The organism is Paraburkholderia sp. JHI2823, from assembly GCF_038900695.1.
Taxonomy (GTDB): domain Bacteria; phylum Pseudomonadota; class Gammaproteobacteria; order Burkholderiales; family Burkholderiaceae; genus Paraburkholderia; species Paraburkholderia mimosarum.
This window is the reverse complement of sequence record NZ_JAYMRY010000002.1, coordinates 104968-127676: the sequence shown is the minus strand read 5'-3', so window position 1 is coordinate 127676 and position 22709 is coordinate 104968. Positions and strand designations below refer to the sequence as shown.

Annotated in this window: 19 protein-coding genes; 9 read left to right on the top strand and 10 right to left on the bottom strand. The window is 66.3% G+C overall.

Annotated elements, in window-relative coordinates:
* Positions 1-88 precede the first annotated feature (88 nt).
* Together tgt and queA are read right to left on the bottom strand one after the other, a co-directional pair.
* On the bottom strand, positions 89-1300 hold the full coding sequence (gene tgt, locus VSR34_RS03090; RefSeq protein WP_342961839.1) for a tRNA guanosine(34) transglycosylase Tgt: 1212 nt from the start codon (positions 1298-1300) through the stop codon (positions 89-91).
* 102 nt (positions 1301-1402) lie between these two features.
* Positions 1403-2494, bottom strand: a complete 1092-nt coding sequence (gene queA, locus VSR34_RS03085) for a tRNA preQ1(34) S-adenosylmethionine ribosyltransferase-isomerase QueA (RefSeq protein WP_028209463.1) — start codon at positions 2492-2494, stop codon at positions 1403-1405.
* A 450-nt stretch (positions 2495-2944) separates the two neighbouring features.
* Here queA and recG point away from each other — a divergent pair, with 450 nt between their 5' ends.
* The 6 genes from recG to ubiA all read left to right on the top strand — a co-directional run bounded on the left by recG (position 2945) and on the right by ubiA (position 10193).
* The gene (gene recG, locus VSR34_RS03080) at positions 2945-5248 is read left to right on the top strand and encodes an ATP-dependent DNA helicase RecG (RefSeq protein ID WP_342961955.1); all 2304 of its coding nucleotides are present in this window, start codon (positions 2945-2947) and stop codon (positions 5246-5248) included.
* 169 nt (positions 5249-5417) lie between these two features.
* Positions 5418-6377, top strand: coding sequence for a hydrogen peroxide-inducible genes activator (locus VSR34_RS03075; protein WP_028209465.1), 960 nt, complete (start codon positions 5418-5420; stop codon positions 6375-6377).
* Positions 6378-6763: 386 nt separating this feature from the next.
* Positions 6764-8203, top strand: a complete 1440-nt coding sequence (locus VSR34_RS03070; protein WP_342961838.1) for a catalase — start codon at positions 6764-6766, stop codon at positions 8201-8203.
* Positions 8204-8295: 92 nt separating this feature from the next.
* The gene (locus tag VSR34_RS03065; RefSeq protein ID WP_342961837.1) at positions 8296-8472 is read left to right on the top strand and encodes a hypothetical protein; all 177 of its coding nucleotides are present in this window, start codon (positions 8296-8298) and stop codon (positions 8470-8472) included.
* Between the two features lie 185 nt (positions 8473-8657).
* On the top strand, positions 8658-9146 hold the full coding sequence (locus VSR34_RS03060; RefSeq protein WP_028209467.1) for a Dps family protein: 489 nt from the start codon (positions 8658-8660) through the stop codon (positions 9144-9146).
* 183 nt (positions 9147-9329) lie between these two features.
* Complete coding sequence (gene ubiA / locus VSR34_RS03055; RefSeq protein WP_342961836.1) at positions 9330-10193, top strand: 4-hydroxybenzoate octaprenyltransferase; 864 nt, start codon at positions 9330-9332, stop codon at positions 10191-10193.
* A 97-nt stretch (positions 10194-10290) separates the two neighbouring features.
* On the opposite strand, the gene proC is transcribed toward ubiA, so the two are convergent.
* From proC to VSR34_RS03025, 6 genes are all read right to left on the bottom strand, one after another.
* On the bottom strand, positions 10291-11106 hold the full coding sequence (proC, locus tag VSR34_RS03050; protein ID WP_028209469.1) for a pyrroline-5-carboxylate reductase: 816 nt from the start codon (positions 11104-11106) through the stop codon (positions 10291-10293).
* Positions 11107-11128: 22 nt separating this feature from the next.
* Entirely contained in the window at positions 11129-11827 is a 699-nt protein-coding gene (locus VSR34_RS03045) for a YggS family pyridoxal phosphate-dependent enzyme (protein WP_342961835.1), read from the bottom strand.
* A gap of 196 nt (positions 11828-12023) precedes the next feature.
* A complete protein-coding gene (gene glcF, locus VSR34_RS03040) occupies positions 12024-13253 on the bottom strand; it encodes a glycolate oxidase subunit GlcF (protein ID WP_028209471.1) in 1230 nt (409 codons plus the stop codon).
* Between the two features lie 18 nt (positions 13254-13271).
* Positions 13272-14360: a glycolate oxidase subunit GlcE gene (gene glcE / locus VSR34_RS03035; RefSeq protein WP_342961834.1), complete on the bottom strand. Its 1089-nt coding sequence runs from the start codon at positions 14358-14360 to the stop codon at positions 13272-13274.
* Between the two features lie 153 nt (positions 14361-14513).
* Positions 14514-16019 carry an FAD-linked oxidase C-terminal domain-containing protein gene (locus VSR34_RS03030; protein ID WP_028209473.1) on the bottom strand — a complete coding sequence of 502 codons (1506 nt, stop codon included), beginning with the start codon at positions 16017-16019 and terminating at the stop codon, positions 14514-14516.
* 134 nt (positions 16020-16153) lie between these two features.
* Positions 16154-17569, bottom strand: coding sequence for an FAD-linked oxidase C-terminal domain-containing protein (locus VSR34_RS03025; RefSeq protein WP_342961833.1), 1416 nt, complete (start codon positions 17567-17569; stop codon positions 16154-16156).
* 158 nt (positions 17570-17727) lie between these two features.
* Between VSR34_RS03025 and VSR34_RS03020 the strand changes: the two genes are divergently transcribed.
* Together VSR34_RS03020 and hmpA are read left to right on the top strand one after the other, a co-directional pair.
* On the top strand, positions 17728-18309 hold the full coding sequence (locus tag VSR34_RS03020; RefSeq protein WP_342961832.1) for a cob(I)yrinic acid a,c-diamide adenosyltransferase: 582 nt from the start codon (positions 17728-17730) through the stop codon (positions 18307-18309).
* Positions 18310-18553: 244 nt separating this feature from the next.
* A complete protein-coding gene (gene hmpA, locus VSR34_RS03015; protein ID WP_342961831.1) occupies positions 18554-19756 on the top strand; it encodes an NO-inducible flavohemoprotein in 1203 nt (400 codons plus the stop codon).
* Positions 19757-19887: 131 nt separating this feature from the next.
* Here the strand turns inward: hmpA and VSR34_RS03010 are convergent, their stop codons facing one another.
* Positions 19888-20892: a helix-turn-helix domain-containing protein gene (locus VSR34_RS03010; protein WP_028209477.1), complete on the bottom strand. Its 1005-nt coding sequence runs from the start codon at positions 20890-20892 to the stop codon at positions 19888-19890.
* Between the two features lie 280 nt (positions 20893-21172).
* Here VSR34_RS03010 and galU point away from each other — a divergent pair, with 280 nt between their 5' ends.
* Positions 21173-22141 carry a UTP--glucose-1-phosphate uridylyltransferase GalU gene (gene galU / locus VSR34_RS03005; protein WP_342961830.1) on the top strand — a complete coding sequence of 323 codons (969 nt, stop codon included), beginning with the start codon at positions 21173-21175 and terminating at the stop codon, positions 22139-22141.
* Between the two features lie 41 nt (positions 22142-22182).
* Here galU and VSR34_RS03000 read toward each other — a convergent pair whose 3' ends face one another.
* Positions 22183-22635: a GDP-mannose mannosyl hydrolase gene (locus tag VSR34_RS03000; RefSeq protein WP_028209478.1), complete on the bottom strand. Its 453-nt coding sequence runs from the start codon at positions 22633-22635 to the stop codon at positions 22183-22185.
* Positions 22636-22709 lie beyond the last annotated feature (74 nt).

Genomic DNA, 22709 nt, shown 5'->3' with positions numbered 1-22709 from the left:
CGACATGACAAGGCATGGACAAGACACAGACGCGGCGCCCTGTTCGCGCCATCGGTGCGAAAGGTGATTGTAATGTCGTGTGGCGCTCTCAGTCGACGCCGCGTGCGCGTTGCCCGGCAAAACGCTGGCGGAAGGCCGCAAACGTCTTCGTTTCGATCGCCGCGCGCATCTCGCTCATCAGTTCCAGGTAGTAGTGCAGATTGTGGATCGTGTTGAGCTGCGCGCCGAGAATCTCGCCCACGCGGTGCAGATGGTGCAGGTAGCCGCGCGTGAAGTGGCGGCAGGTGTAGCAGCCGCACTGCTCGTCGAGCGGGCGCAGCGAGTTGCGGTGCACGGCGTTGCGGATCTTGATGTCGCCAAAGCGCGTGAAGATCCAGCCGTTGCGCGCGTTGCGCGTGGGCATCACGCAGTCGAACATGTCGACGCCCGCGGCCACGCCCGCCACGAGGTCTTCCGGCGTACCCACGCCCATCAGGTAATGCGGCTTGTCGGCGGGCAGCTTCGGCGCGACGTGCTCCAGCACGCGCATCATGTCTTCCTTGGGCTCGCCCACCGAAAGTCCGCCGATCGCGTAGCCATGGAACGGCATCTGCGCGAGGCCGGCGAGCGATTCGTCGCGCAGGTCCTCGAACATGCCGCCCTGCACGATGCCGAACAGCGCATTCGGGTTGGAGAGGCGGTTGAATTCGTCGATCGAGCGCTGTGCCCAGCGCATGGACATGCGCATGGAGTCGGCGGCTTCCTTGTGGGTGGTCGGCACGCCGTTGGTCGCGTAGGGCGTGCATTCGTCGAACTGCATGACGATGTCCGAATCGAGCACCTTCTGGATCTGCATCGACACTTCGGGCGACAGGAACAGCTTGTCGCCGTTCACGGGCGAGGCGAAGCGCACGCCGTCTTCGGAGATCTTGCGCAGGTCGCCGAGCGAGAACACCTGGAAGCCGCCCGAATCGGTGAGGATGGGCCGGTTCCAGCCCATGAAGCGGTGCAGGCCCCCATGCGCCTCGATCGTCTCGAGACCCGGGCGCAGCCACAGGTGGAACGTGTTGCCGAGGATGATCTGCGCGTGCATTTCCTCCAGCTCGCGCGGCTGGGTCGCCTTGACGGTGCCGTAGGTGCCCACGGGCATGAAGATCGGCGTTTCGACCACGCCGTGATTGAGCGTCACGCGGCCGCGGCGCGCGAGGCCATCGGTGCCCAGCAGCTCGAACTTGAGGCCATTTTGTGGGCGTTCGCCTACGACCTGACCCAGATACGCGCCGTGCTCGGCGCGTGCGTTGTTTTGATGACCGTCGGTCATGCGTTGACTCCTGTGCCACCGGAGAACAGTCCGGCGCAGATGGGGTGAAAGCCGCCGCGTTCGATGAACGAGCGCGAGCAGCGAGAAAAGCGTTCGAGCGTGTTACTTGTTGAGCGCGTCGTCGGTTCGGGTGAGCAGCATCGCGTCACCGTAGCTGAAGAAGCGGTACCGCTGCGCGATCGCGTGACGATATGCCGCGCGGATCGTTTCGATGCCCGCGAACGCAGATACGAGCATCAGCAGCGTCGACTTCGGCAGGTGGAAGTTCGTCACGAGCCGGTCGACCACGCGGAACGTGTAGCCCGGCGTGATGAAGATGTCGGTTTCGGCCTGCGTCGCCGCGAGTGCGCGGCCTTCGCGGTCGGCGTCGCGCGCGGCGGCTTCCAGCGCGCGCATCGAGGTCGTGCCCACGGCGATCACGCGGCCGCCGCGCGCGCGCGTGGCCGCGATCTTGTCGACCAGCGTCTGCGGCAGTTGATACCACTCGCTGTGCATCTTGTGCTCGGCGATGTTCTCCACGCGCACCGGCTGGAACGTGCCCGCGCCCACGTGCAGCGTGAGCGTCGCGCGGTCCACGCCTTGCGCGTCGAGTTGGGCGAGCAGGGCGTCGTCGAAGTGCAGACCGGCCGTGGGCGCGGCCACCGCACCCGGATTCTGCGCGTACACCGTTTGATAGCGCGTTTCGTCGCTCGCGTCGGCGTCGTGCGTGATGTAGGGCGGCAGCGGCAGGCGGCCGAACCGTTCGATCAGCGTGAGGCAGTCGTCGGGGAAGTGAAGCGTATAGAACGGCTCGACGCGCTCGCCCACGGTCACCTCGAACGCGTCGGCGAGGCGCAGCACCGTGCCGGCCCCGGGGCTCTTGCTCGCGCGGATCTGCGCGAGCGCCGTGCGTGCGCCGGTCAGACGCTCGACGAGCACCTCGATCTTGCCGCCGCTGGCCTTCTGGCCGAAGAAACGCGCCTTCAACACCTTGGTATCGTTGAAGACGAGCAGGTCGCCCGGCGCCACGCACGCGGGCAGTTCGGAGAAACGCCGGTCGGTGAGGCGCGCGGGTTGGCCGGGTTGACCTGGTTGACCGGGCAATTGCGCGGTGTTGTCGACCTCCAGCAGGCGGCTCGCGCTGCGCTCGGCGAGAGCCGTTTGCGCGATGAGTTCCTCGGGGAGGTCGAAATCGAAATCGGAAAGCTTGAACATGCGGCCTGAAATAACGGAAATGCGCCGGAGGACCGGCGCGCGGCGGCTTCCCGGCGGCGAGCCGACGGTCGCGCCCCAAAAAGCGGCGGCAATGTCCTCCCGCGCGCAACGAGCAAACGGGTATGGCACCGGAGCGCGCTGCCCGGGACCGGAGCCGGTGCGAAAGCATCCGGTTCGGATCGACAAAGCGCCAAAGCGCTAACTGCAGATCGACAGCCGCTATGATTGCGGGACATGCCCGTCTGGGACGTGCCCGTCTGGGACGTGCCCGTCTGGGACATGCCCGTCTGGGACATGCCCGTCTGGAACGTGGCCGGCTGTGACCTGCCCGTGTGCCATGCGCGCCATGTGCCGGAGAGCCAGGGCGCCTGCACGCTGCGTGCCGCGCCATGCCGGAAAGCCGATATTGTACTTGCGAAGCTGCCCATGCCTGAGTCCGTTAGCCGATTGATGTCCGAATCCGATTCCGCGAGCGAAACGCGCGACGGCGCGCGCACGCCCGAAGACGGCGACCGGACGCGACAGCCGGACGCAACGCAGGAGGCCGCGCCACCCGCTCGCAAGCGTGCGGCGAAGCAGTCCGCGGACAAGGCCGCGGACAAGGCTGCGGACAAGGCTGCGGAGAAAAGCGCGGAAAAGAGCGCAGAAAAAACGGCGGCCAAGGACAAGCCCAAGCTCACCAAAACCGCCGACCGTCTCGCCAAACTCGGCCTGCGCAGCGACATCGACCTCGTGCTGCATCTGCCGATGCGCTACGAGGATGAAACCACGCTCACGCCCATCGGCGAGCTGCTGCCCGGCGGCGTCGCGCAAACCGAAGGCGTGGTGTTCGACAACGAGATCGCCTACCGCCCGCGCCGCCAGCTGGTGGTGAAGCTGCGCGACCACGATGGCGACGAGCTGCATCTGCGCTTCCTGAACTTCTACGGCTCGCAGGTCGCGCAGATGGCGATCGGCAAGCGTCTGCGCGTGCGCGGCGACGTGCGCGGCGGCTTCTTCGGCATGGAGATGGTGCATCCGGCGGTGAAGGTCGTGGAAGGCGACGCGCCGCTGCCGCAGGCGCTCACGCCGGTGTATCCGTCCACGGCGGGCGTGAGCCAGGCGTACTTGCGCAAGGCTATCGACAACGCGCTTTCGCGCGCGCATCTGCCCGAACTTCTGCCCGCGGCAGTGGCGCACGAGTTCATGGAGCCGCTGGACGTGCCGCCGCTCATCGATGCAGTGAAGACCCTCCACCACCCGCCCGTGAATGCCGACCAGAACGAACTGATCGACGGCACGCATCCCGCGTGGACGCGCATCAAGTTCGAGGAGTTGCTCGCGCAGCAACTGTCGCTCAAGCGCGCGCACGAAGAGCGCCGCACGCGCGCCGCGCCCGCGATGGCGCGTCATATCGCGGGCCGCGCGGCGCAAACCACGCTGCTCTCACGGCTGCGCGCAGCGCTCCCGTTCACATTGACGGGCGCGCAGGAGCGCGTAGTGGCGGAAATCGCCCACGATCTCGAACAGCCGCACCCGATGCAGCGTCTGCTGCAGGGCGACGTGGGCAGCGGCAAGACCGTGGTCGCGGCGCTTGCCGCCGCGCAGGCCATCGACGTGGGTTATCAGGCCGCGCTCATGGCGCCCACCGAAATCCTCGCGGAGCAGCACGCGCGCAAGCTGCGCGGCTGGCTCGAGCCGCTCGGCGTGCAGGTGGCGTGGCTCGCGGGCAGCCTCAAGGCGAAGGAAAAGCGCGCGGCGCTCGAAGCGGCTGCGCTCGGCACGGCGCAGCTCGTGATCGGCACGCACGCGATCATTCAGGAGGCTGTCGAGTTCGCGCGCCTCGGCCTCGTGATCGTTGACGAGCAGCATCGCTTCGGCGTCGAACAGCGGCTCGCGCTGCGCGCCAAGGCGCAGAACGCGAAAGCGCCTGGCGAGGCGCACCGCGAGTTCCAGCCGCATCAGCTGATGATGTCGGCCACGCCGATTCCGCGCACGCTCGCCATGACCTACTACGCGGACCTCGACGTCTCCACCATCGACGAGCTGCCGCCCGGCCGCACGCCGATCCTCACGAAGCTCGTCTCCGACGCGCGCCGCGAGGAGGTGATCGCCCGCGTGCGCGCGGCGGCGCTCACGGGCCGTCAGGTGTACTGGGTATGTCCGCTGATCGAGGAAAGCGAAACGCTGCAGCTGCAAACGGCCGTGGAAACCTATGAAACGCTCGTGGCCGCGCTGCCGGAACTGACCGTGGGCCTCGTGCACGGCCGCCTGGCTTCCGCGGACAAGGCCGCCGTGATGGATGCGTTCTCACGCAACGAAGTACAACTGCTGGTCGCGACGACGGTGATCGAAGTGGGTGTGGACGTGCCTAACGCGTCGCTGATGGTGATCGAACACGCGGAGCGCTTCGGCCTCGCGCAACTGCATCAATTGCGCGGGCGAGTGGGGCGTGGAAGCGCGGCTTCCGTTTGCGTGCTCCTCTACACCGGGCCGTTGTCGCTCACGGGCCGCGCGCGCCTGCAAACCATGCGCGAGACCACCGACGGCTTCGAGATCGCCCGCAAGGATCTCGAAATCCGCGGCCCCGGCGAATTTCTCGGCGCGCGCCAGTCGGGGGCGGCGATGCTGCGCTTCGCGAGCCTCGAAAACGACGCCTGGCTCATCGAGCCCGCGCGCGGCGCGGCCGATCGCCTGCTGCGCGAGTATCCCCACGTCGTCACGCAGCACCTGAACCGCTGGCTGGGCGCGCGCGAACAATACCTGAAGGCATGAGGTCCATTGCGCGGAACCTCCGCGCGCCCCTGCCGTCTGACCCCTTTGCCGTGATCGTGCCCCGCGTAGGGGTGTAGATTATTGGCGAATCAGCGCCATAGGTGTATAAGTACAAACTATTGATTCGCCTTGTCTGATTGTTACTGATGTTCCCCCAATTGGTCCCCCAATGACGCTCACAGAATTGAAATACATCGTCGCGGTAGCTCGAGAGCGCCACTTCGGACGGGCCGCGGAAGCCTGCTTCGTGAGCCAGCCGACCCTGTCGGTCGCCATCAAGAAGCTCGAAGACGAACTGAATGTTCAGATCTTCGAGCGCGGCACGAGCGAAGTGAGTGTGACGCCCATCGGCGAGCAGATCGTCACGCAGGCGCAGCGCGTGCTCGAACAGACGCTCGCCATCAAGGAAATCGCCAAACAGGGCAAGGATCCGCTGGTGGGGCCGCTGCGCCTCGGCGTGATCTATACGATCGGGCCGTACCTGCTGCCCACGCTCGTCAAGCAGATGATCAAGCGCGTGCCGCAAATGCCGCTCATGCTGCAGGAGAACTACACGCTCAAGCTGATCGAACTGCTCAAGCAAGGCGAGATCGACGTGGCGATCATGGCGCTGCCGTTCCCCGAAACCGGCCTCACGCTGCGCCCGCTCTACGACGAGCCGTTCGTCGTGGCGCTGCCCTCGGGGCATGCCTGGGAGCAGCGTGCAAAGATCGACCCGGACGACCTCAAGCAGGAAACCATGCTGCTGCTCGGCAGCGGCCATTGCTTCCGCGATCACGTGCTGGGCGTGTGCCCGGAACTGATGCGTTTTTCGCAGAACGCCGACGGCATCCAGAAGACCTTCGAAGGCTCCTCGCTGGAAACCATCCGCCATATGGTTGCGAGCGGCGTGGGCATCACCGTGCTGCCGCGCATGTCGGTCACGGAGGTGAAGCCGCACGCGGGCGGCGTCGATTCGGGGCTGCTTTCCTACGTGCCCTTCGACGAGCCCGTGCCGGACCGCCGCGTGGTGCTGGCCTGGCGCAAGAGCTTCACGCGCCTGCCGGCGATCGAGGCGATCGTCGACGCAATCCACGCTTGCGAACTGCCTGGCGTGAAGAAGATCGAGGCGCCCGCCGAGGCGGCCTGACGGACTCATGCGCCGCGCCGATGTCTCGGCGTGGCGCGTTCCTTCCGCGCGCGGCATTCGTCCGTGGCGCTTTCCCCTGATACCGCTCGCGACCCCAATACGCTGCGGCTATTCGATAGATTAAATAAATCAAATTATAGCTATCGATAGCTGATGCTACAGTGGCTTCCAACCGATCCCAACCGGAATCCACTGGAGGAAGCGATGCAAACCACCACCCCGAATACCCCCACGCCCAGCACACCGGCACGCGCCGCATCGGGCCTTCGCACCGTCGCGTTCTCGTTGCTGGTCGACCGCGCGCTGTCCGCCTGACGGCCTCGTGCCGATTCCCGCCAGACCCCACCGAATTCCAGAACACACCAGCAGCCAGAAAGGAATCCAGCATGACCGACCGTACTCTCACCTCGGCAGCAGGCGCACCCGTCGTCGACAACCAGAATTCGCTCACCGCCGGCCCGCGCGGCCCCGTCGTGCTGCAGGACGTGTGGCTGCTCGAGAAGCTCGCGCACTTCGACCGCGAAGTGATTCCCGAGCGCCGCGTGCACGCCAAGGGCTCGGGCGCGTTCGGCACCCTCAAGGTCACGCACGATATCTCGCGCTATACGAAGGCCAAGGTGTTCGGCGAAGTCGGCAAGGAAACGCCGCTCTTCATCCGCTTCTCGACGGTGGCGGGCGAGCGTGGCGCCGCCGACGCCGAGCGCGACGTGCGCGGCTTCTCGATAAAGTTCTACACGCAAGAGGGCAACTGGGACATCGTCGGCAACAACACGCCGGTGTTCTTCATCCGCGATCCGCTCAAGTTCCCGGACTTCATCCACACGCAAAAGCGGGATCCGCGCACGAACCTGCGCAGCAACGTGGCGGCGTGGGACTTCTGGTCGCGTCATCCCGAGTCGCTCCATCAGGTGACGATCCTCATGAGCGATCGTGGCATTCCGAAGAATTATCGCCAGCAGCACGGCTTCGGCTCGCACACGTTCTCGTTCATCAACGCCGGCAACGAGCGCTTTTACGTGAAATTCCACTTCAAGTCGGCGCAGGGCGTGGAGAACTACACTGACGCGGAAGCGGCGCAGGTCGTGGCTCAGGACCGCGAATCGGCGCAGCGCGATCTCTATGACGAGATCGAGAAGGGCAATTTCCCGAAGTGGCATTTCCGGATCCAGGTGATGCCCGAGGCCGATGCCGCGAAAGTGCCATACAACCCGTTCGACATCACGAAGGTGTGGCCGCACAAGGATTACCCGTTGCTCGACGTGGGCACGATCGAGCTGAACCGCAATCCGGAGAACTATTTCGCCGACGTCGAGCAGGTCGCCTTCACGCCCGCGAACGTGGTGCCCGGCATCGGTTTCTCGCCCGATCGCCTGTTGCAGGGACGCTTGTTCTCGTACGGCGATACGCAGCGCTATCGCCTGGGCGTGAACCATCATCAGATTCCGGTGAACGCGCCGCGCTGCCCGGTCCACTCGTTCCATCGCGACGGCGCCATGCGCACCGACGGCAACCTCGGCGGCAACGTGAACTACGAGCCGAGCCGCTTCGGCGACTTCGCGCAACGCTCGCAGGCCGGCGAGCCGCCGCTCGCGGCGGGCGCGGTCGATCACTACGATCATCGCGCGGACGATGACTACTACAGCCAGCCGGGCGCGCTGTTTCGTTTGTTCGATGAAGCGCAACGCGAGCGGCTGTTCGGCAATATTGCGCGTCACATCAACGGCGTGCCGGCGGAGATCGTGGAGCGTCAGATCGAGCACTTCCGCCGCGCCGACCCGGCGTATGCGCAAGGCGTGATCGACGCGATCGCGAAGCTGGCCAGGTGAGCAGGCGGGCGCGGTGTGCCGTCACAACGTTGAGACGACACGCCGCGCCCTGATCAGGACAGGACGAAAAGGTGACGCCAGGGAGCACGATCATGACCCGAACGATGACGATGACCCTCAAGACCATGGGACCCGGAAAGGCCGCCGCGATGGCGCGCACGCGCGCGCAAGGCACGCAGCTCGTGCGTCGCGCGGTGGGCTTTGCAGTAGTAGCGAGTGGCTTGGTGGCGATTGCCACGCAAGGTTTCGCACTCCTCGCGGGACATTGAACAGCTGGCGCGGCACGGGCTCCCGGAACCGGGCCGCACAGTTCAGTAGGGCCGGATGAACCGGTTTTCTGACATTTCCAGGCTACACTGACGGCCGATCGGGTGCTCGCGCGCTGGCACCGAAGCGCGCGGCACGACTGGATCGTTCTGCACGACGTAGTCTCACTGCTACACAAGGAGTCGTCATGGCCAAAAAAGCAACCGTACAGCACGTGAATATCGGCATCAGCGACAAAGACCGCAAGAAGATCGCGGATGGTCTCTCGCGCCTGCTGGCGGATACCTACACGCTGTATCTCAAGACGCACAACTTCCACTGGAACGTCACGGGGCCGATGTTCAACACGCTCCACCTGATGTTCGAAGGGCAGTACAACGAACTCGCGCTGGCCGTGGACGCGATCGCCGAGCGCATTCGCGCGCTGGGCGTGCATGCGCCGGGCAGCTACAAGGAGTTCGCGAAGCTCTCGTCGATTCCCGAAGCCGACGGCGTGCCGGCTGCGGAAGACATGATCCGTCAGCTGGTGGAAGGCCAGGAAGCCGTGGTGCGCACGGCGCGCGCGATCTTCCCGTCGACGGAGGCGGCCAACGACGAGCCGACCGCCGACCTGCTCACGCAGCGCATGCAGACGCACGAAAAGACCGCGTGGATGCTGCGCTCGCTGCTGGCTTGATGCCGGCGCGGCGCGCAGGCGTCGCAGTCCAGCCGCACCGGGTACGACAGGAAGCCCGCCGGATGTCCGGCGGGTTTTTTTCGCCCGGCCGCCACCCGGGAGAGGACGCGGACATGGCGAGGCCGGAAGTGGCGAAGCGGTGGCCTCGCCTACAATAGCGGCATTGCTTTTCCCACCGTGATCATGTTCGCCCGACTCCCGCTCTATTTGCGGCTCGTCCGTATGGACAAGCCGATCGGCAGCCTGCTGCTGCTGTGGCCGACGCTCAACGCGCTGTGGATCGCCTCGGACGGCCATCCTCCGCTCTCGCTGCTGATCATTTTCACCGTCGGCACCGTATTGATGCGCTCGGCGGGCTGCGCGATCAACGACTACGCCGACCGCGACTTCGACCGTCACGTCAAGCGCACGGCCGAGCGCCCGCTCACTTCCGGCCGCATCCGCGCCTGGGAAGCGGTGGCGATTGCCGCGGGTCTCGCGCTCGTGTCGTTTCTCCTGATCCTGCCGCTGAACGCGCTCACGAAGGAGTTATCGGTCGTGGCGCTCTTCGTGGCGGCCTCTTACCCGTTCACGAAGCGCTTCTTTGCAATTCCACAGGCGTATCTGGGCATCGCGTTCGGCTTCGGCATTCCGATGGCGTTCGCCGCCGTTCAGAATCACGTGCCGGCGCTTGCGTGGATCATGCTGGTCGCCAACGTGTTCTGGTCCGTGGCCTACGACACCGAATACGCAATGGTCGATCGCGACGACGACATCAAGATCGGCATCCGCACTTCGGCGCTCACGTTCGGCCGCTACGACGTGCTCGCGATCATGCTCTGCTACGCGGCCACGCTCGGCATCTACGTCTGGGTAGGCGTGACGCTGGGGTTCGGCTGGCTCTACTGGCTCGGCTGGGCGGCCGCCGTGGGTTGCGCCGCTTACCACTACACGCTCATCAAGGGCCGCGAGCGCATGCCGTGCTTCGCCGCGTTCCGCCACAACAACTGGCTGGGTGGCGTGCTGTTCGTAGGCATCGCCGCCCATTACGCCGTTTCGGGGCTCTGAGGGCGCTCCCGCCCCCGCCTCGCGAAACCCTTACTCCGCAAAAGCGCCGGGTGCATGACACCCCCCGGCGCTACTTTTCCATCCGGAACCGGCCGGCTTACTGCTTGCCGAATTCGTTGCCCATTTCCTTCGCGCGCGCTTCTGCCGCGAGCGCGCCCTTGACGATGGCGGCCTTCACGCCCGAAGCATCGAACGACGCCAGCGCGGCGGCTGTCGTGCCGCCCTTCGACGTCACGCGCTCGCGCAGCACGGCAGGCGGCTCGTCCGACTGCAGCGCGAGCTGTGCCGCGCCGGCGAACGTCGCGATGGCGAGTGCGCGGCCTTGCTGCTCGTCCATGCCCAGTTGGCGCGCCGCTTCTTCGAGCGCTTCGATGAAGTAGAAGACGTAGGCCGGGCCGCTGCCCGAGATGCCCGTAACCGCGTCGATCTTCGCTTCGTCGTCGAACCAGACGGTTTGACCCACGGCGCCGAGCACGTCGGAGGCGAGCTGGCGTCCGGCCGCGTCCACGCCGCCGCTGGCGACGAGACCCGTTGCGCCCATGCCGATCAGCGCGGGCGTATTCGGCATGGTGCGCACGACGCGTGCGTGGCCGTTGAGCCAGCGCGACAGGTCTTCAATGCGAATGCCGGCCATGATGCTGATGACCACCTGATGCGCGCCGAGGTGCGGGGCAATGCCTTCGGCCACGGCCTTGGCGATCTGCGGCTTCACGGCGAGGAGCACCGCGTCGTACGACGCCAGCGCCGAGTCCGCGGCGGCGCCCGTGCGCACGCCGAACTGCTCGGCGTTGCGCTTGCGGGCTTCGTCGTTCGGATCGATCGCGTAGAGGTTGTCGGCGGGGACGCCCTTGCGGATGAGGCCGCCGATGAGTGCTGCGGCCATGTTGCCGCCGCCGATAAAGGCAATTTTCATGGTGTTGGATTTGTTCAGCGAATCAGTGAGAGTAATCGCGCGCGCCGAAGATCGCGGTGCCGACGCGCACGATCGTCGCGCCTTCCAGCACCGCGGCTTCGAGGTCCGCCGACATGCCCATCGAGAGCGTGTCGAGCGCCAGGCCTTCTGCGCGCAGCGCGTCGAACAGCTCGCGCAACTGGCGGTGCGGCGCGCGTTGTGCCTCGAGCGAGCTTTCCGGCTCTGGGATCGACATGAGCCCGCGCAGGCGCAGGTTGGGCAGGGCGGCGATCTGGCGTGCGACCTGCTGCGCTTCCTGCGGGGGGACGCCGCTCTTGCTCGCTTCGCCGCTCACGTTGACCTGGAGACAAACGTTGAGCGGCGCCATGCCGGCGGGACGCTGCGCCGAAAGGCGTTCGGCGATCTTCAGACGATCGACCGAATGGACCCAGTCGAAACGCTCGGCCACGGGGCGTGTCTTGTTCGATTGGAGCGGCCCGATGAAATGCCATTCGAGACCCGCGCGCAGGTCGGCGAGTGCCTCGATCTTGTCGATGGCTTCCTGCACGTAGTTTTCACCGAACGCACGCTGGCCGGCGGCGTGAGCGGCGCGTACGTCCTGAGCGGGAAACGTTTTCGAAACCGCGAGCAGCGCCACGCTTTGCGGGTCGCGGCCGGCGTTGCGGGCGGCGGCCGCGATGCGCTCGCGGACAGCTTCGAGATTGTGGGAGAGATCGGTCATCGTGCTTGCGGCCGGCGCGTGGAATGCGCGCCGGTTTTGGATCCAAAACGATCAGAACGACGGCCATTATACGGACCGTGCACGGCGCGAAACACTGGCCAGAAGGGCTATGCCGATTGGCCGACTGTTTGCGAGTGGGGCGCGCCGCTACATTGATTGCGTTCCCGGGACGCGTGCGCCTCGGCCGCCCATCGTTTCAGTTCGTTGCCAGCATATGTTCGACCAGCTCGATCCAGTGCGTGACCGGAATCTTCGTGCCGCTTTGCAGGTGCGTGATGCAGCCTATGTTGGCGGAGACGATCAATTGCGGCTCCAGCGCCTGCAGCCGGTCCACCTTCTGGTTGCGCAGCGTGTAGGAAAGGCGCGGCTGCGTGATCGAATAGGTGCCCGCGGAACCGCAGCACAGATGACTGTCGGCGGGCAGCCGTACGTCGAGGCCGAGCGCGGTGAGCAGCCTTTCCACGCCGCCGCGCAATTGCTGGCCGTGCTGCAGCGTGCACGGGGGATGCCAGGCCACGGTCTCGATGTCGCGGCGCCTCGTGGCGGCCACGAGCTGCTCTTCGAAGGCGGGCAGCAGTTCGGAAAGGTCGCGCGTGAGTTCGACCACGCGGCGCGCTTTTTCCACATAGTCCGGATCGTCGCGCAAGAGGTGCGCGTATTCCTTGACCGTCGCGCCGCAGCCGGAGGCGTTCATCACGATCGCCTCCACGCCTTGCTCGATGTATGGCCACCAGGCGTCGATGTTGGCGCGAACGTCGGCGAGCGCGTCGTCCACGTAGCCCAAGTGCAGGCGGATCGCGCCACAGCACCCCGATTGCGGCGCGACGATCGTCTCGATGCCGAGCGCGTCCAGCACGCGGGCGGTGGCGATGTTGATGTTGGGCATCATCGAGGGCTGCACGCAGCCCTGCAGCATCAGCATCTTGCGGGCGTGCTTCGCGCTGGGCCATGCGAGCGGGCGCTGGCGCACCGGCACCTTGTCGCGCAGGCGCCTCGGCAACAGCGGTCGAACTTGCTGACCGAGGCGCATGGCCGGCGTAAAAAGCGCGCGGCGCGGCAGCAGCCCCGCGAGCAGGCGGCGCATGAGGCGCTGGCGCAGCGGGCGCTGGACCATCTGTTCGGCATGCTTGCGGCCGACTTCGACAAGGCGCCCATACTGCACGCCCGACGGGCACGTGGTCTCGCAACTGCGGCACGTGAGGCAGCGGTCCAGGTGTGTGAGCGTGCTCTTCGTGACCGGCGCGCCTTCCACCATCTGCTTCATGAGATAGATGCGCCCGCGCGGGCCGTCCAGCTCGTCGCCGAGCAACTGATAGGTCGGGCAGGTCGCGGTGCAGAAGCCGCAATGCACGCACTTGCGCAGGATCGCGTCGGCTTCGTCGCCGTCGGGGGTATTGCGTATGAAATCCGCGAGGTTCGTCTGCATCGCCGCGTGTGGGTGTCGTCAGAAGTCGGAATACAGCCGGCCGCGATTGAAGATGCGGGCCGGGTCGAAGGCGGCCTTCAGGCCGCGATGGATCTTCATGAGCGGCGCGGGCAACGGGGTGAAGACGCCCGCGCTGCGGTCGTAGTCGCACCCCGTGCGGAACATCGTGGCGTGGCCGCCGGCCTGTTTCGCGCTGATGCGTACCGTTTGCGCGTCCGTTTCCGTGATCCACCAGCGCTGCGCGCCGCCCCATTCCATCAGCTGCGCACCGGGCAGCTGCAAGGGCTCGGCAATCGAGGGGAGCGCGAGGCGCCACAGCGCCGCGTTGGGTGCGATCGACGCAAAAAACGGATCGGTCTGCTCGCGCAGTCCCGCCCAGAAGCGCTCGGCCTCCACGGCGTCCACCACCTCGCCGCCCAGGCTTGCGCGTGCCGTTTTCACGGCCGCTTCCGCGCCGGCGAGGCGCACCGCCAGCGTGCCGTTGCGCCAGGCGCTCGCTGTCATCGGCAGCGGGCGGCCGCCCCATTCGTTGAGCTTGCGCACGGCGTCGGTGCCGTTCATGTCGAACTTGAGTGTGGTTTCGGCTTGCGGCACCGGCAGCACCTTCACGGAAAGTTCCAGCAGCAGGCCGAGCGTGCCGAGCGACCCCGCCATGAGGCGCGACACGTCGTAGCCCGCCACGTTCTTCACGACCTGGCCGCCGAAGTGCAGCACCTCGCCGTGGCCGTTCATGAGCACCGCGCCCAGCACGAAGTCGCGCGGCGCGCCGGCGCTCGCGCGCCGCGGCCCGGCGATGCCCGCCGCAATGCAGCCGCCCAGGGTCGCCTGGGCCCCGAAGTGGGGCGGCTCGAACGCGAGCATCTGGCCGTGCGCCGCGAGGGCGCTTTCGATATCCGCAAGCGGTGTGCCGGCTCGCGCCGTGATCACGAGCTCTGCCGGGTCGTACGCGATGATGCCGCGGTGCGCGCGCGTGTCGAGAATCTCGCCTTCGAGCGACTGGCCGTACCAGTCCTTCGTGCCGCCGCCGCGGATCCGGAGCGCCCGCCCATCGGCGCTCGCCGCACGGATGCGTTCGGACCAGTCCGAGACGATGTCGTCCTCTTCCATGTCGTGATGGTCGCGCTCGTTCGTTATAGGGTTCGTTCGATTGTACCGAGCGAGCCTCGCCTGACAACCCGGAGCGGACCCTCATGCGGGTCACGCGCAATGCATGGACGGCGCGCCGCTGTCGGCCTGGCGGTGGGCATGGTCCCGCGCAAGTCAGAAACGCGGCAGTTCAGGGTGCGGCAGCAAATTCCCTCGAACGTGCATGCGCCCATACTCGGCGCAGCGTGCACGCGTGGGAATGCCCTTGTCGGGGTTGAGCAGCCCGGCCGGGTCGAACGCGTGCTTCACGGCATGAAACGCGTCGCGCTCCTGAGGCGAAAACTGCACGCACATCGAGTTGATCTTCTCGATGCCCACGCCGTGCTCGCCCGTCACCGTGCCGCCCAGTTCGACGCAGGTTTCGAGGATGTCCGAGCCGAAGGCCTCGGCGCGGTGCCATTCGTCGAGGTCGTTGCCGTTGAAGAGAATGAGGGGGTGCATGTTGCCGTCGCCGGCATGGAAAACGTTGATGCAGCGCAGCCCGTATTGCTTTTCCATCTCGTGAATGCGCGCGAGCAGCGGACCGATCGCGCGGCGCGGCACGGTGCCGTCCATGCAGTAGTAATCAGGGGAAATGCGGCCCGCTGCCGGAAACGCGTTCTTGCGGCCCGACCAGAAGCGCAGACGTTCTTCCTCGGTGCGCGAGATCTGGATGCGCGTGGCGCCATGCTCGCGCAGCACGATGGTCGTGCGCGCGATCTCGTCGGCGACTTCCTCGGGCGTGCCGTCCGCTTCGCACAGCAGGATCGCTGCGGCGTCGAGATCGTAGCCCGCGTTCACGAACTCCTCCACGGCACGGGTGGCAGGCTTGTCCATCATCTCGAGTCCCGCTGGAATGATGCCCGAGGCGATGATGCCCGCGACGGCGTCGCCGCCTTTCACGACGTCGTCGAAGCTCGCCATGATCACCTGCGCCGTTTGTGGGCGCGGAATCAGCTTGACGGTGACCTCCGTCACGATGGCGAACATGCCTTCGCTGCCGATCATCACCGCGAGCAGATCCAGCCCGGGCGCATCGGGCGCGAGCGAGCCGAACTCCACGATCTCGCCATCCATCGTCACGGCGCGCACGCGCAATACGTTGTGCACGGTGAGGCCGTACTTGAGGCAATGCACGCCGCCCGAATTCTCGGAGACGTTGCCGCCTATCGTGCAAGCGATCTGCGAGGAAGGGTCGGGCGCGTAGTAGAGGCCAAAGGGCGCGGCCGCTTCGGATACCGCGAGATTGCGCACCCCCGGCTGGACCGTGGCCGTTCGCGCATAGGGATCGACTTCGAGAATGCGCTTGAAGCGCGCGAGCGAAAGCACAATGCCGTGCCGGATCGGCATGGCGCCGCCCGAAAGGCCTGTGCCCGCACCGCGCGGCACGACCGGCACGTCGAGGCGCCGGCAGATCTGCACGATGCGCTGCACCTGCGACTCGGTTTCCGGCAGCGCCACCGCGAGGGGCAGCCGCCGGTAGGCGGCGAGGCCGTCGCACTCGTAGGCGACGGTGTCCTCTTCACGATGCAACAAGCAGTGCGCCGGCAGCACGGCCATCAGCGCCTGGACCACCTCGCGCTGGCGTTGCGCGAGCGCTTCCGGGCTCAGCTCGGGCAAATTCGCCTCCGGTGCGTTCATCTCTCCTCCCGTCTGTTCGAGTTTGCGCGCCTCGTCGGGTTGTTCCGCGTCGGGCGCATCTGGCGCGCAACGAGGCGGGTTGGTGGCTGGGCGTGGGCGGGAATGCCCATGCCAGCATTGGTCCGCCTTTCTCTTTACGCAGCCCAGCTAAATATCTTGCCCGGATTCATCAGGTTGTGCGGGTCGAGCGCGTGCTTGATCGCGCGCATCGTGTCGATGGTGTCCGCGCCATGCTCTTCAATCAGGAAGTCCATCTTGTGCAGGCCCACGCCGTGCTCGCCCGTGCAGGTGCCGTCCATTTCAATCGCGCGTTGCACGATGCGGCGATTCAGCCGCTCTGCCTCGTCGATTTCCTCGGGCTTGTCGGGATCGATCAGGATTGCGACGTGGAAATTGCCGTCGCCGACGTGGCCGACGATGGGGCAGGGCAGCGGCGAGGCCTTGAGGTCCGTTTCGGTCTCGATCACGCACTCGGCGAGGCGCGAAATCGGCACGCACACGTCGGTCGTCACGGCGCGGCAGCCGGGCTTGAGCTGCAGCATCGCGAAGTACGCGTTGTGGCGCGCGTTCCAGAGGCGGCTACGGTCTTCTGGGCGCGTGGCCCACTCGAAGCCTTCGCCGCCGTGCTGCGCGGCAAGCTCCTGCACGAGCTGCGCCTGCTCCTCCACGCCCGCGGCAGTGCCGTGAAATTCGAAGAAGAGCGTGTGCTTTTCACGCAGCGTGAGGTTCGAATGCTTGTTGATCGCACGGACCGCCAGGGAGTCGATGAATTCCACGCGCGCGATCGGCACGCCGATCTGGATCGTCTCGATCACCGTGCGCACGGCCTCGCCCATCGAAGGGAACGCGCACACCGCCGCCGAGACCGCCTCGGGCTGCGGGTAGAGCCGCAGCGTGATTTCGGTGATCACGCCGAGCGTGCCTTCGGAGCCCACGAAAAGGCGCGTGAGGTCGTAGCCCGCCGACGACTTGCGCGCGCGCGTGCCGGTCTTGACCACGCGGCCGTCGGCAAGCACGGCGGTGAGGCCGAGCACGTTCTCGCGCATCGTGCCGTAGCGCACGGCGTTGGTGCCCGAGGCGCGCGTGGCCGTCATGCCGCCGATGCTCGCGTCGGCGCCCGGGTCGATGGGGAAGAAGAGGCCCGTATCGCGCAGTGCTTCGTTGAGCTGTTTGCGGGAGATGCCCGGCTCGACGGTCACCGTGAGGTCTTCGGCGTTGATCGACAGCACGCGGTTCATCTGCGAGAGGTCGATCGAAACACCGCCCTGCACGGCCAGCAAGTGGCCTTCGAGCGATGAGCCGTTGCCATAGGGAATGATCGGCACGCCGTAACGCGCGCACAGCTTGACGATGGTCTGGACTTCCCCGGTGCTTTGCGCGAACACCACGGCATCGGGCAGTTGGGGGTCGAAGGGCGACTCGTCACGGCCGTGGTGGGCGCGCACTGCCTCGGAGTTGGAGACGCGTTCGCCGAACGCGCTGCGCAGTTGCTCGAGGAGTTCGGTGGGGAACGGGCGGCGTGCGAGGGCCGGCGGCGCGGGGTGATTCACGCGGGTGTCTCCTTCGTATGAGTATCACTGCAGGTTCGGCCCATTTTACGCTGAACCTCTGGTCCGAAGCGGCGCGCTCCGCATGCTGCGGTGCACGAATCCTATAATGCCCGCGGGCCGACGTGATCCGGCCAATCTACAGCCTCGGAGGGCACATCATGGGCAATCGCCTGAGCAAGATCGCAACACGCACCGGCGACGACGGCTCGACCGGACTGGGCGACGGCAGCCGCGTGCGCAAGGACGATGCACGCATCGCCGCGATGGGGGACGTCGACGAGCTCAACTCGCAGATCGGCGTGTTGCTTTGCGAGACGCTGCCCGGCGACGTGCGCGAGGCGCTGGTTGCGATCCAGCACGACCTGTTCGATCTGGGCGGCGAGCTTTGCATTCCGGGCCACACGCTCGTGACCGGCGAACATCTCGCGCGGCTCGATGACCGGCTTGCGCATTACAACGCCACGCTGCCGCCGCTCGTGGAGTTCATCCTGCCGGGCGGCTCGCGCGCCGCTGCGCTCGCTCACGTGTGCCGCACCGTGTGCCGGCGCGCCGAGCGTTCGATTGTCGCGCTCGGCGCCGCTGCCGATTCGGGGCCGCCGCTTGCCGACACCCCGCGCCGCTACGTCAACCGGCTGTCCGACCTGCTGTTCGTGCTCGCGCGCGTGCTGAACCGGGCAGCGGGCGGCAGCGATGTACTGTGGCAGCACGACCGGGGCGCGGACAAGGGTGAAGGCGCGTAAAAGGTGCGGAGTTTGAAACGACTACGCGGTGCTCGGTGGATGTCTTCTCATCTCGCACCGCCGTAGCGTCCAACGATTCCTTTCTTGCAGTGCAAAAAGCTCGCGGAGTCGCGCGCGACGGCCAGCCGGTCCCAGCCCATCTGGCGCGCACTCTCGAAATTGCGGGGGTGCGACAAAATGACCGGCCCGGGCTGGCGGATTAAAGATGTATCGTTTGTACATCTTTACCAAGGAGAAGCCGCAAATGACTGCGCTAACCGCCGACCAGATGGCCCGCGTGAAGGCCACTGCTCCCGTTTTCGCCGAGCACGGCACCACGATCACCAAGCATTTCTACAAGCGGATGTTCGCCGCGCACCCCGAACTCAAGAACATCTTCAACCAGACGCACCAGCAAAGCGGCAGCCAGCCCGAAACGCTCGCGCGCGCGGTGTACGCCTATGCGGCCAACATCGACAATCTGGGCGCGCTCGGCGGCGCGGTCACGCACATCGCGCACAAGCATGCGAGTCTGAACATCCGTCCGGAGCACTACCCGATCGTTGGCCGCCATCTGCTGGGCGCGGTCGTGGACGTGCTCGGCGACGCTGTCGACCAGCCCACGCTCGACGCCTGGGCCGTAGCCTATGAGCAGCTCGCGAACATCATGATCGGCACCGAGGCGAAGCTGTACGAAGGGGCTTCATGGAGCGGCTTCCGTCCGTTCAAGGTGATGCGCAAGCAAGTGGAAAGCGACGAGATCACCTCGTTCTACCTCGCGCCGGCCGACGGCGCGTCCGCAGGCGGCTTCGAGCCCGGCCAGTACGTCAGCGTGACGCGCTTCGTCGACAAGCTCGGCGTGGACCAGCCGCGCCAGTACAGCCTCTCGGATGCGCCTCACGGCAAGTGGCTGCGCATTTCGGTGAAGCGCGAGGCGGGCCGCGGCGAGACGCAGCCCGGCCACGTGTCGAACATCATGCATGACGGCGTGGAAGAGGGCGCAGTGGTGCACGTCAGTGCGCCGATGGGCGAGTTCACGCTCGATCGCAAGAAGACGACGCCGGTCGTGCTGATGAGCGGCGGCGTGGGCATCACGCCGATGAAGTCGATGCTCTCTACGCTGATCGCCGAACGCAGCGAGCGCAAGGTGATGTTCGTGCACGCCTGCCGCAATGCGAAGGTGCATGCGTTCCGCGACTTCCTGCGCCACGCCGTTTCCGAGTATCCGAACGTCAAGCGCGCGGTGTTCTACGAGGAAGTGGGCACGAGCGACCGCCAGGGCGTGGACCACGACTTCGAAGGGCGCATCGACATCGGCCGCATCGAGGCCGATGTACTGCTGCCCGAAGCCGACTACTACCTCTGCGGACCCGTGGCGTTCATGCGCGAACAGCGCGACGCGCTGCTCGCCCGCGGTGTCGACGCGGCGCACATCCACACGGAGCTCTTCGGTTCCGGCATGCTGTAACGGCGAAAGCTGACGTTGCAAGCTCATTGCACAGTCAGCATTCCGAATGAAATCAACGCCGCGCGAAAGCGCGGCGTCGTGCGTATAAGGCGGCAAAACCAGCGGCAAAACCAGCCGAAAACCCGCCAAACCTATTCGCCCGAAACCCTCCGGTTCACCGCTCGGTACCCCGAAGGCGAGATCGAAAGCCGCCGCCGGAAGATCCGCGCGAGACGCTCGCCGCGCGGCACGCCGCAGCGCTGCGCGATCTCGTCGATCGGCAGATTGGTTTGCGCGAGCAAGAGGCAGCTGGCATCGAGCCGCGTACGCAGCAGATATTCGGAGGGCGTGAGCCCCGTTTGCGTCTTGAAGTGGCGCAGGAAGTTGCGCATGCTCATCTGCGCGACGCGCGCCGCATCGGCGACCGAAATCGGCTGGTGGTAGTTTTCGCGCAGCCAGTGAGCGGCCGAGTTGATCTTGCCGTTCGCGCTGTCCGTTTCGCCGTCGTCCAGCATGGGGCCAAGCCGTTCCCAGGAGCCCGGCATCGAGTGCTCGGAAACGCGCTGCGCAAGCGCCACGCCATGATTTCGCTTCACCACCTTTAACGCGGCGACGAGCGCCTCGGAAGGCGTCACCACCGAAGCGCCGGCATTGCGCGCTTCGAGCGCGCGGCGCAGCCGCTGTGCCGAGCTTGCGCTGTTGCCCCCCGCGCGCAGGAACGGCACGTCGGCTGCGGCGAGCACGGCGCGGCCCTCGCCGAGCGCACGGATGATGCGCACCTTGGGCGCCAGCGCTTGCAGCCGCGCGACGAGCCGCGTGTTGCCGCGCGCTTCCATCGCGCCCGGACCGCCGGCGATGAATAGGGTATCGAAGCCGCTGCGCACCGGTCCGTGCAGGCTCTCGGACCATATCCGCAGCCCACAGCCACTGGCCACGTTGCCGCCTGCTTCGGAGAGCATGACGAGCGAATAGGCAGGAAGCGTGTCGGCGCAGGCGTCGTTCGCGAGACGAAAAACGTCGGCGAGCAGGGACACGTCCCCGAGCGGGAAGCCCTCGAAAACCAGGATGCCGATGCGTTTGGCCACGTGTCCGAATTTCAAGTGAGCGCCGCGCGGCTGGAAGGCGGCTTGCCGGCAGACCACCCGATCGATGTGCATGGCCGGTTCCTCGCGCAGAAAGGATTCGCAGGAGTACGTTGCGTTTTTGCGTCGCGCGCCCTGATGTGGCTGTTATGCGCGTTCACATCACGCTCTCGGGAACCATGATAAGCCGGTCGATGGCGCGCGCGCGGCGCAGTCTGAAAATGCCGAGAAGTTGGCAGAATGGCTCGGTATGGGCTGGATAAGCTGGCTCGGCATCCATCTTGCGCCACACGCGGGGCCGGGATGGACCCATCACCGACCGATGCAGCGAACTGAAGTGAGGCGCGAGACGATCATGATAAAAGTGCGCAAGGCCGTCTTTCCGGTTGCGGGTCTCGGCACGCGGTTCCTGCCGGCCACCAAGGCGAGTCCCAAGGAGATGCTGCCGGTCGTGGACAAGCCGCTCATCCAGTATGCGGTCGAAGAAGCGGTGGCTGCCGGCATGACCGAACTGGTCTTCGTGACGGGACGCGGCAAGCGGGCCATCGAAGACCATTTCGACAAGTCCTATGAGATCGAGCGCGAACTCGCGGCGCGCGGCAAGTCAGCGCTGCTCGCAGCCGTGCAAAGCATCAAGCCCGCCCACGTGGAATGCATCTTCGTGAGACAGCCCGAGCCGCTCGGTCTCGGCCATGCGGTGCTGTGCGCGCAGAAGATCATCGGCGACGAGCCGTTCGCCGTGCTGCTCGCCGACGACCTCATCGACGCGAGCCCGCCCGTGCTCACGCAGATGATCGAGCGCTTCGATCACTACCATTGCTCCCTCGTCGCCGTCGAGCAAATCGAGCGCGAGGACTCGCGCTCGTACGGTGTCGTGATGGGCCGGCCCTGGGACGAGCACGTGTTTCGCATGTCGCGCATCGTCGAGAAGCCCGAGCCCGACGAAGCGCCTTCCACGCTCGGCGTGGTGGGGCGCTACGTGCTGATGCCGGGCATTTTCGGGCATTTGCGCGCCCTGACTCCCGCGCCTGGAGAGGAGTGGCAGTTGAGCGACGCCATCCAGTCGATGCTCGCCGATGAGCAGGTGCTCGCCTATCGCTACAGCGGCCGTCGTTTCGACTGCGGCAGCAAGCTCGGCTATCTGCAGGCGACCGTGGACTATGCGTTGCGTCACCCGGAAGTCCGTGAGGCGTTCGGCGCATGGCTGCGCGCGCGCGAGGGGCAAGTCGTGCCGCTCGAGGGCGAAGGCGCGCACGCGCATCTCACGGCCGTTCAGGCCGAAGAGGCGAATGCGCTGCTGGCCCCCGCCGCCGCGGTCGGCTGAGTCGGCTTTCGTCACGCGGGCCCGGCTCGCGCGTCGTGTCTCTATCGAAAGTACTCCTTCGTATTTCGGTGCACATCGTCGCGCGCGAGCAGTTCGTCGGGCCAAAGCCACGCGTAATGACTGTGCTGGTCGAAGCGCCCGACGGGCACCGTGCTATCCAGCATGAATGCATAGGCGAGCACCACATAGTGGGTGCCGATGCCGTTCTTCGCCGCGAAATTGTCGGGATAATGATGCTCGTAGACGCCGACGAACCGCCCAGAAGAGCGGTGCATGCTCGCGATGCCAAGCTCCGTCTCGACGATGCGCGTGAACGCGGCGTCGAGCCGCTCGCCCTTGTGGATGCGTCCGCCCGGCACCGACCACGTGCCGCGCGCCGGGCGGTTGCGCCGCTGGCCGACGAGCACGCGGCCGTCGGCGTCGGCGACGATCAGGTCGATCGCGACGAGCGGCGCGAGCCGCACCACCTCCAGGAATTCGGTAGGCGACAGCATGGATGTTGGTATCCGTGGAGTGTCGGTCGTGTCGATGGGTCGGTCCGTCGCGCAGCCGCTGCGCACCCGGCGCG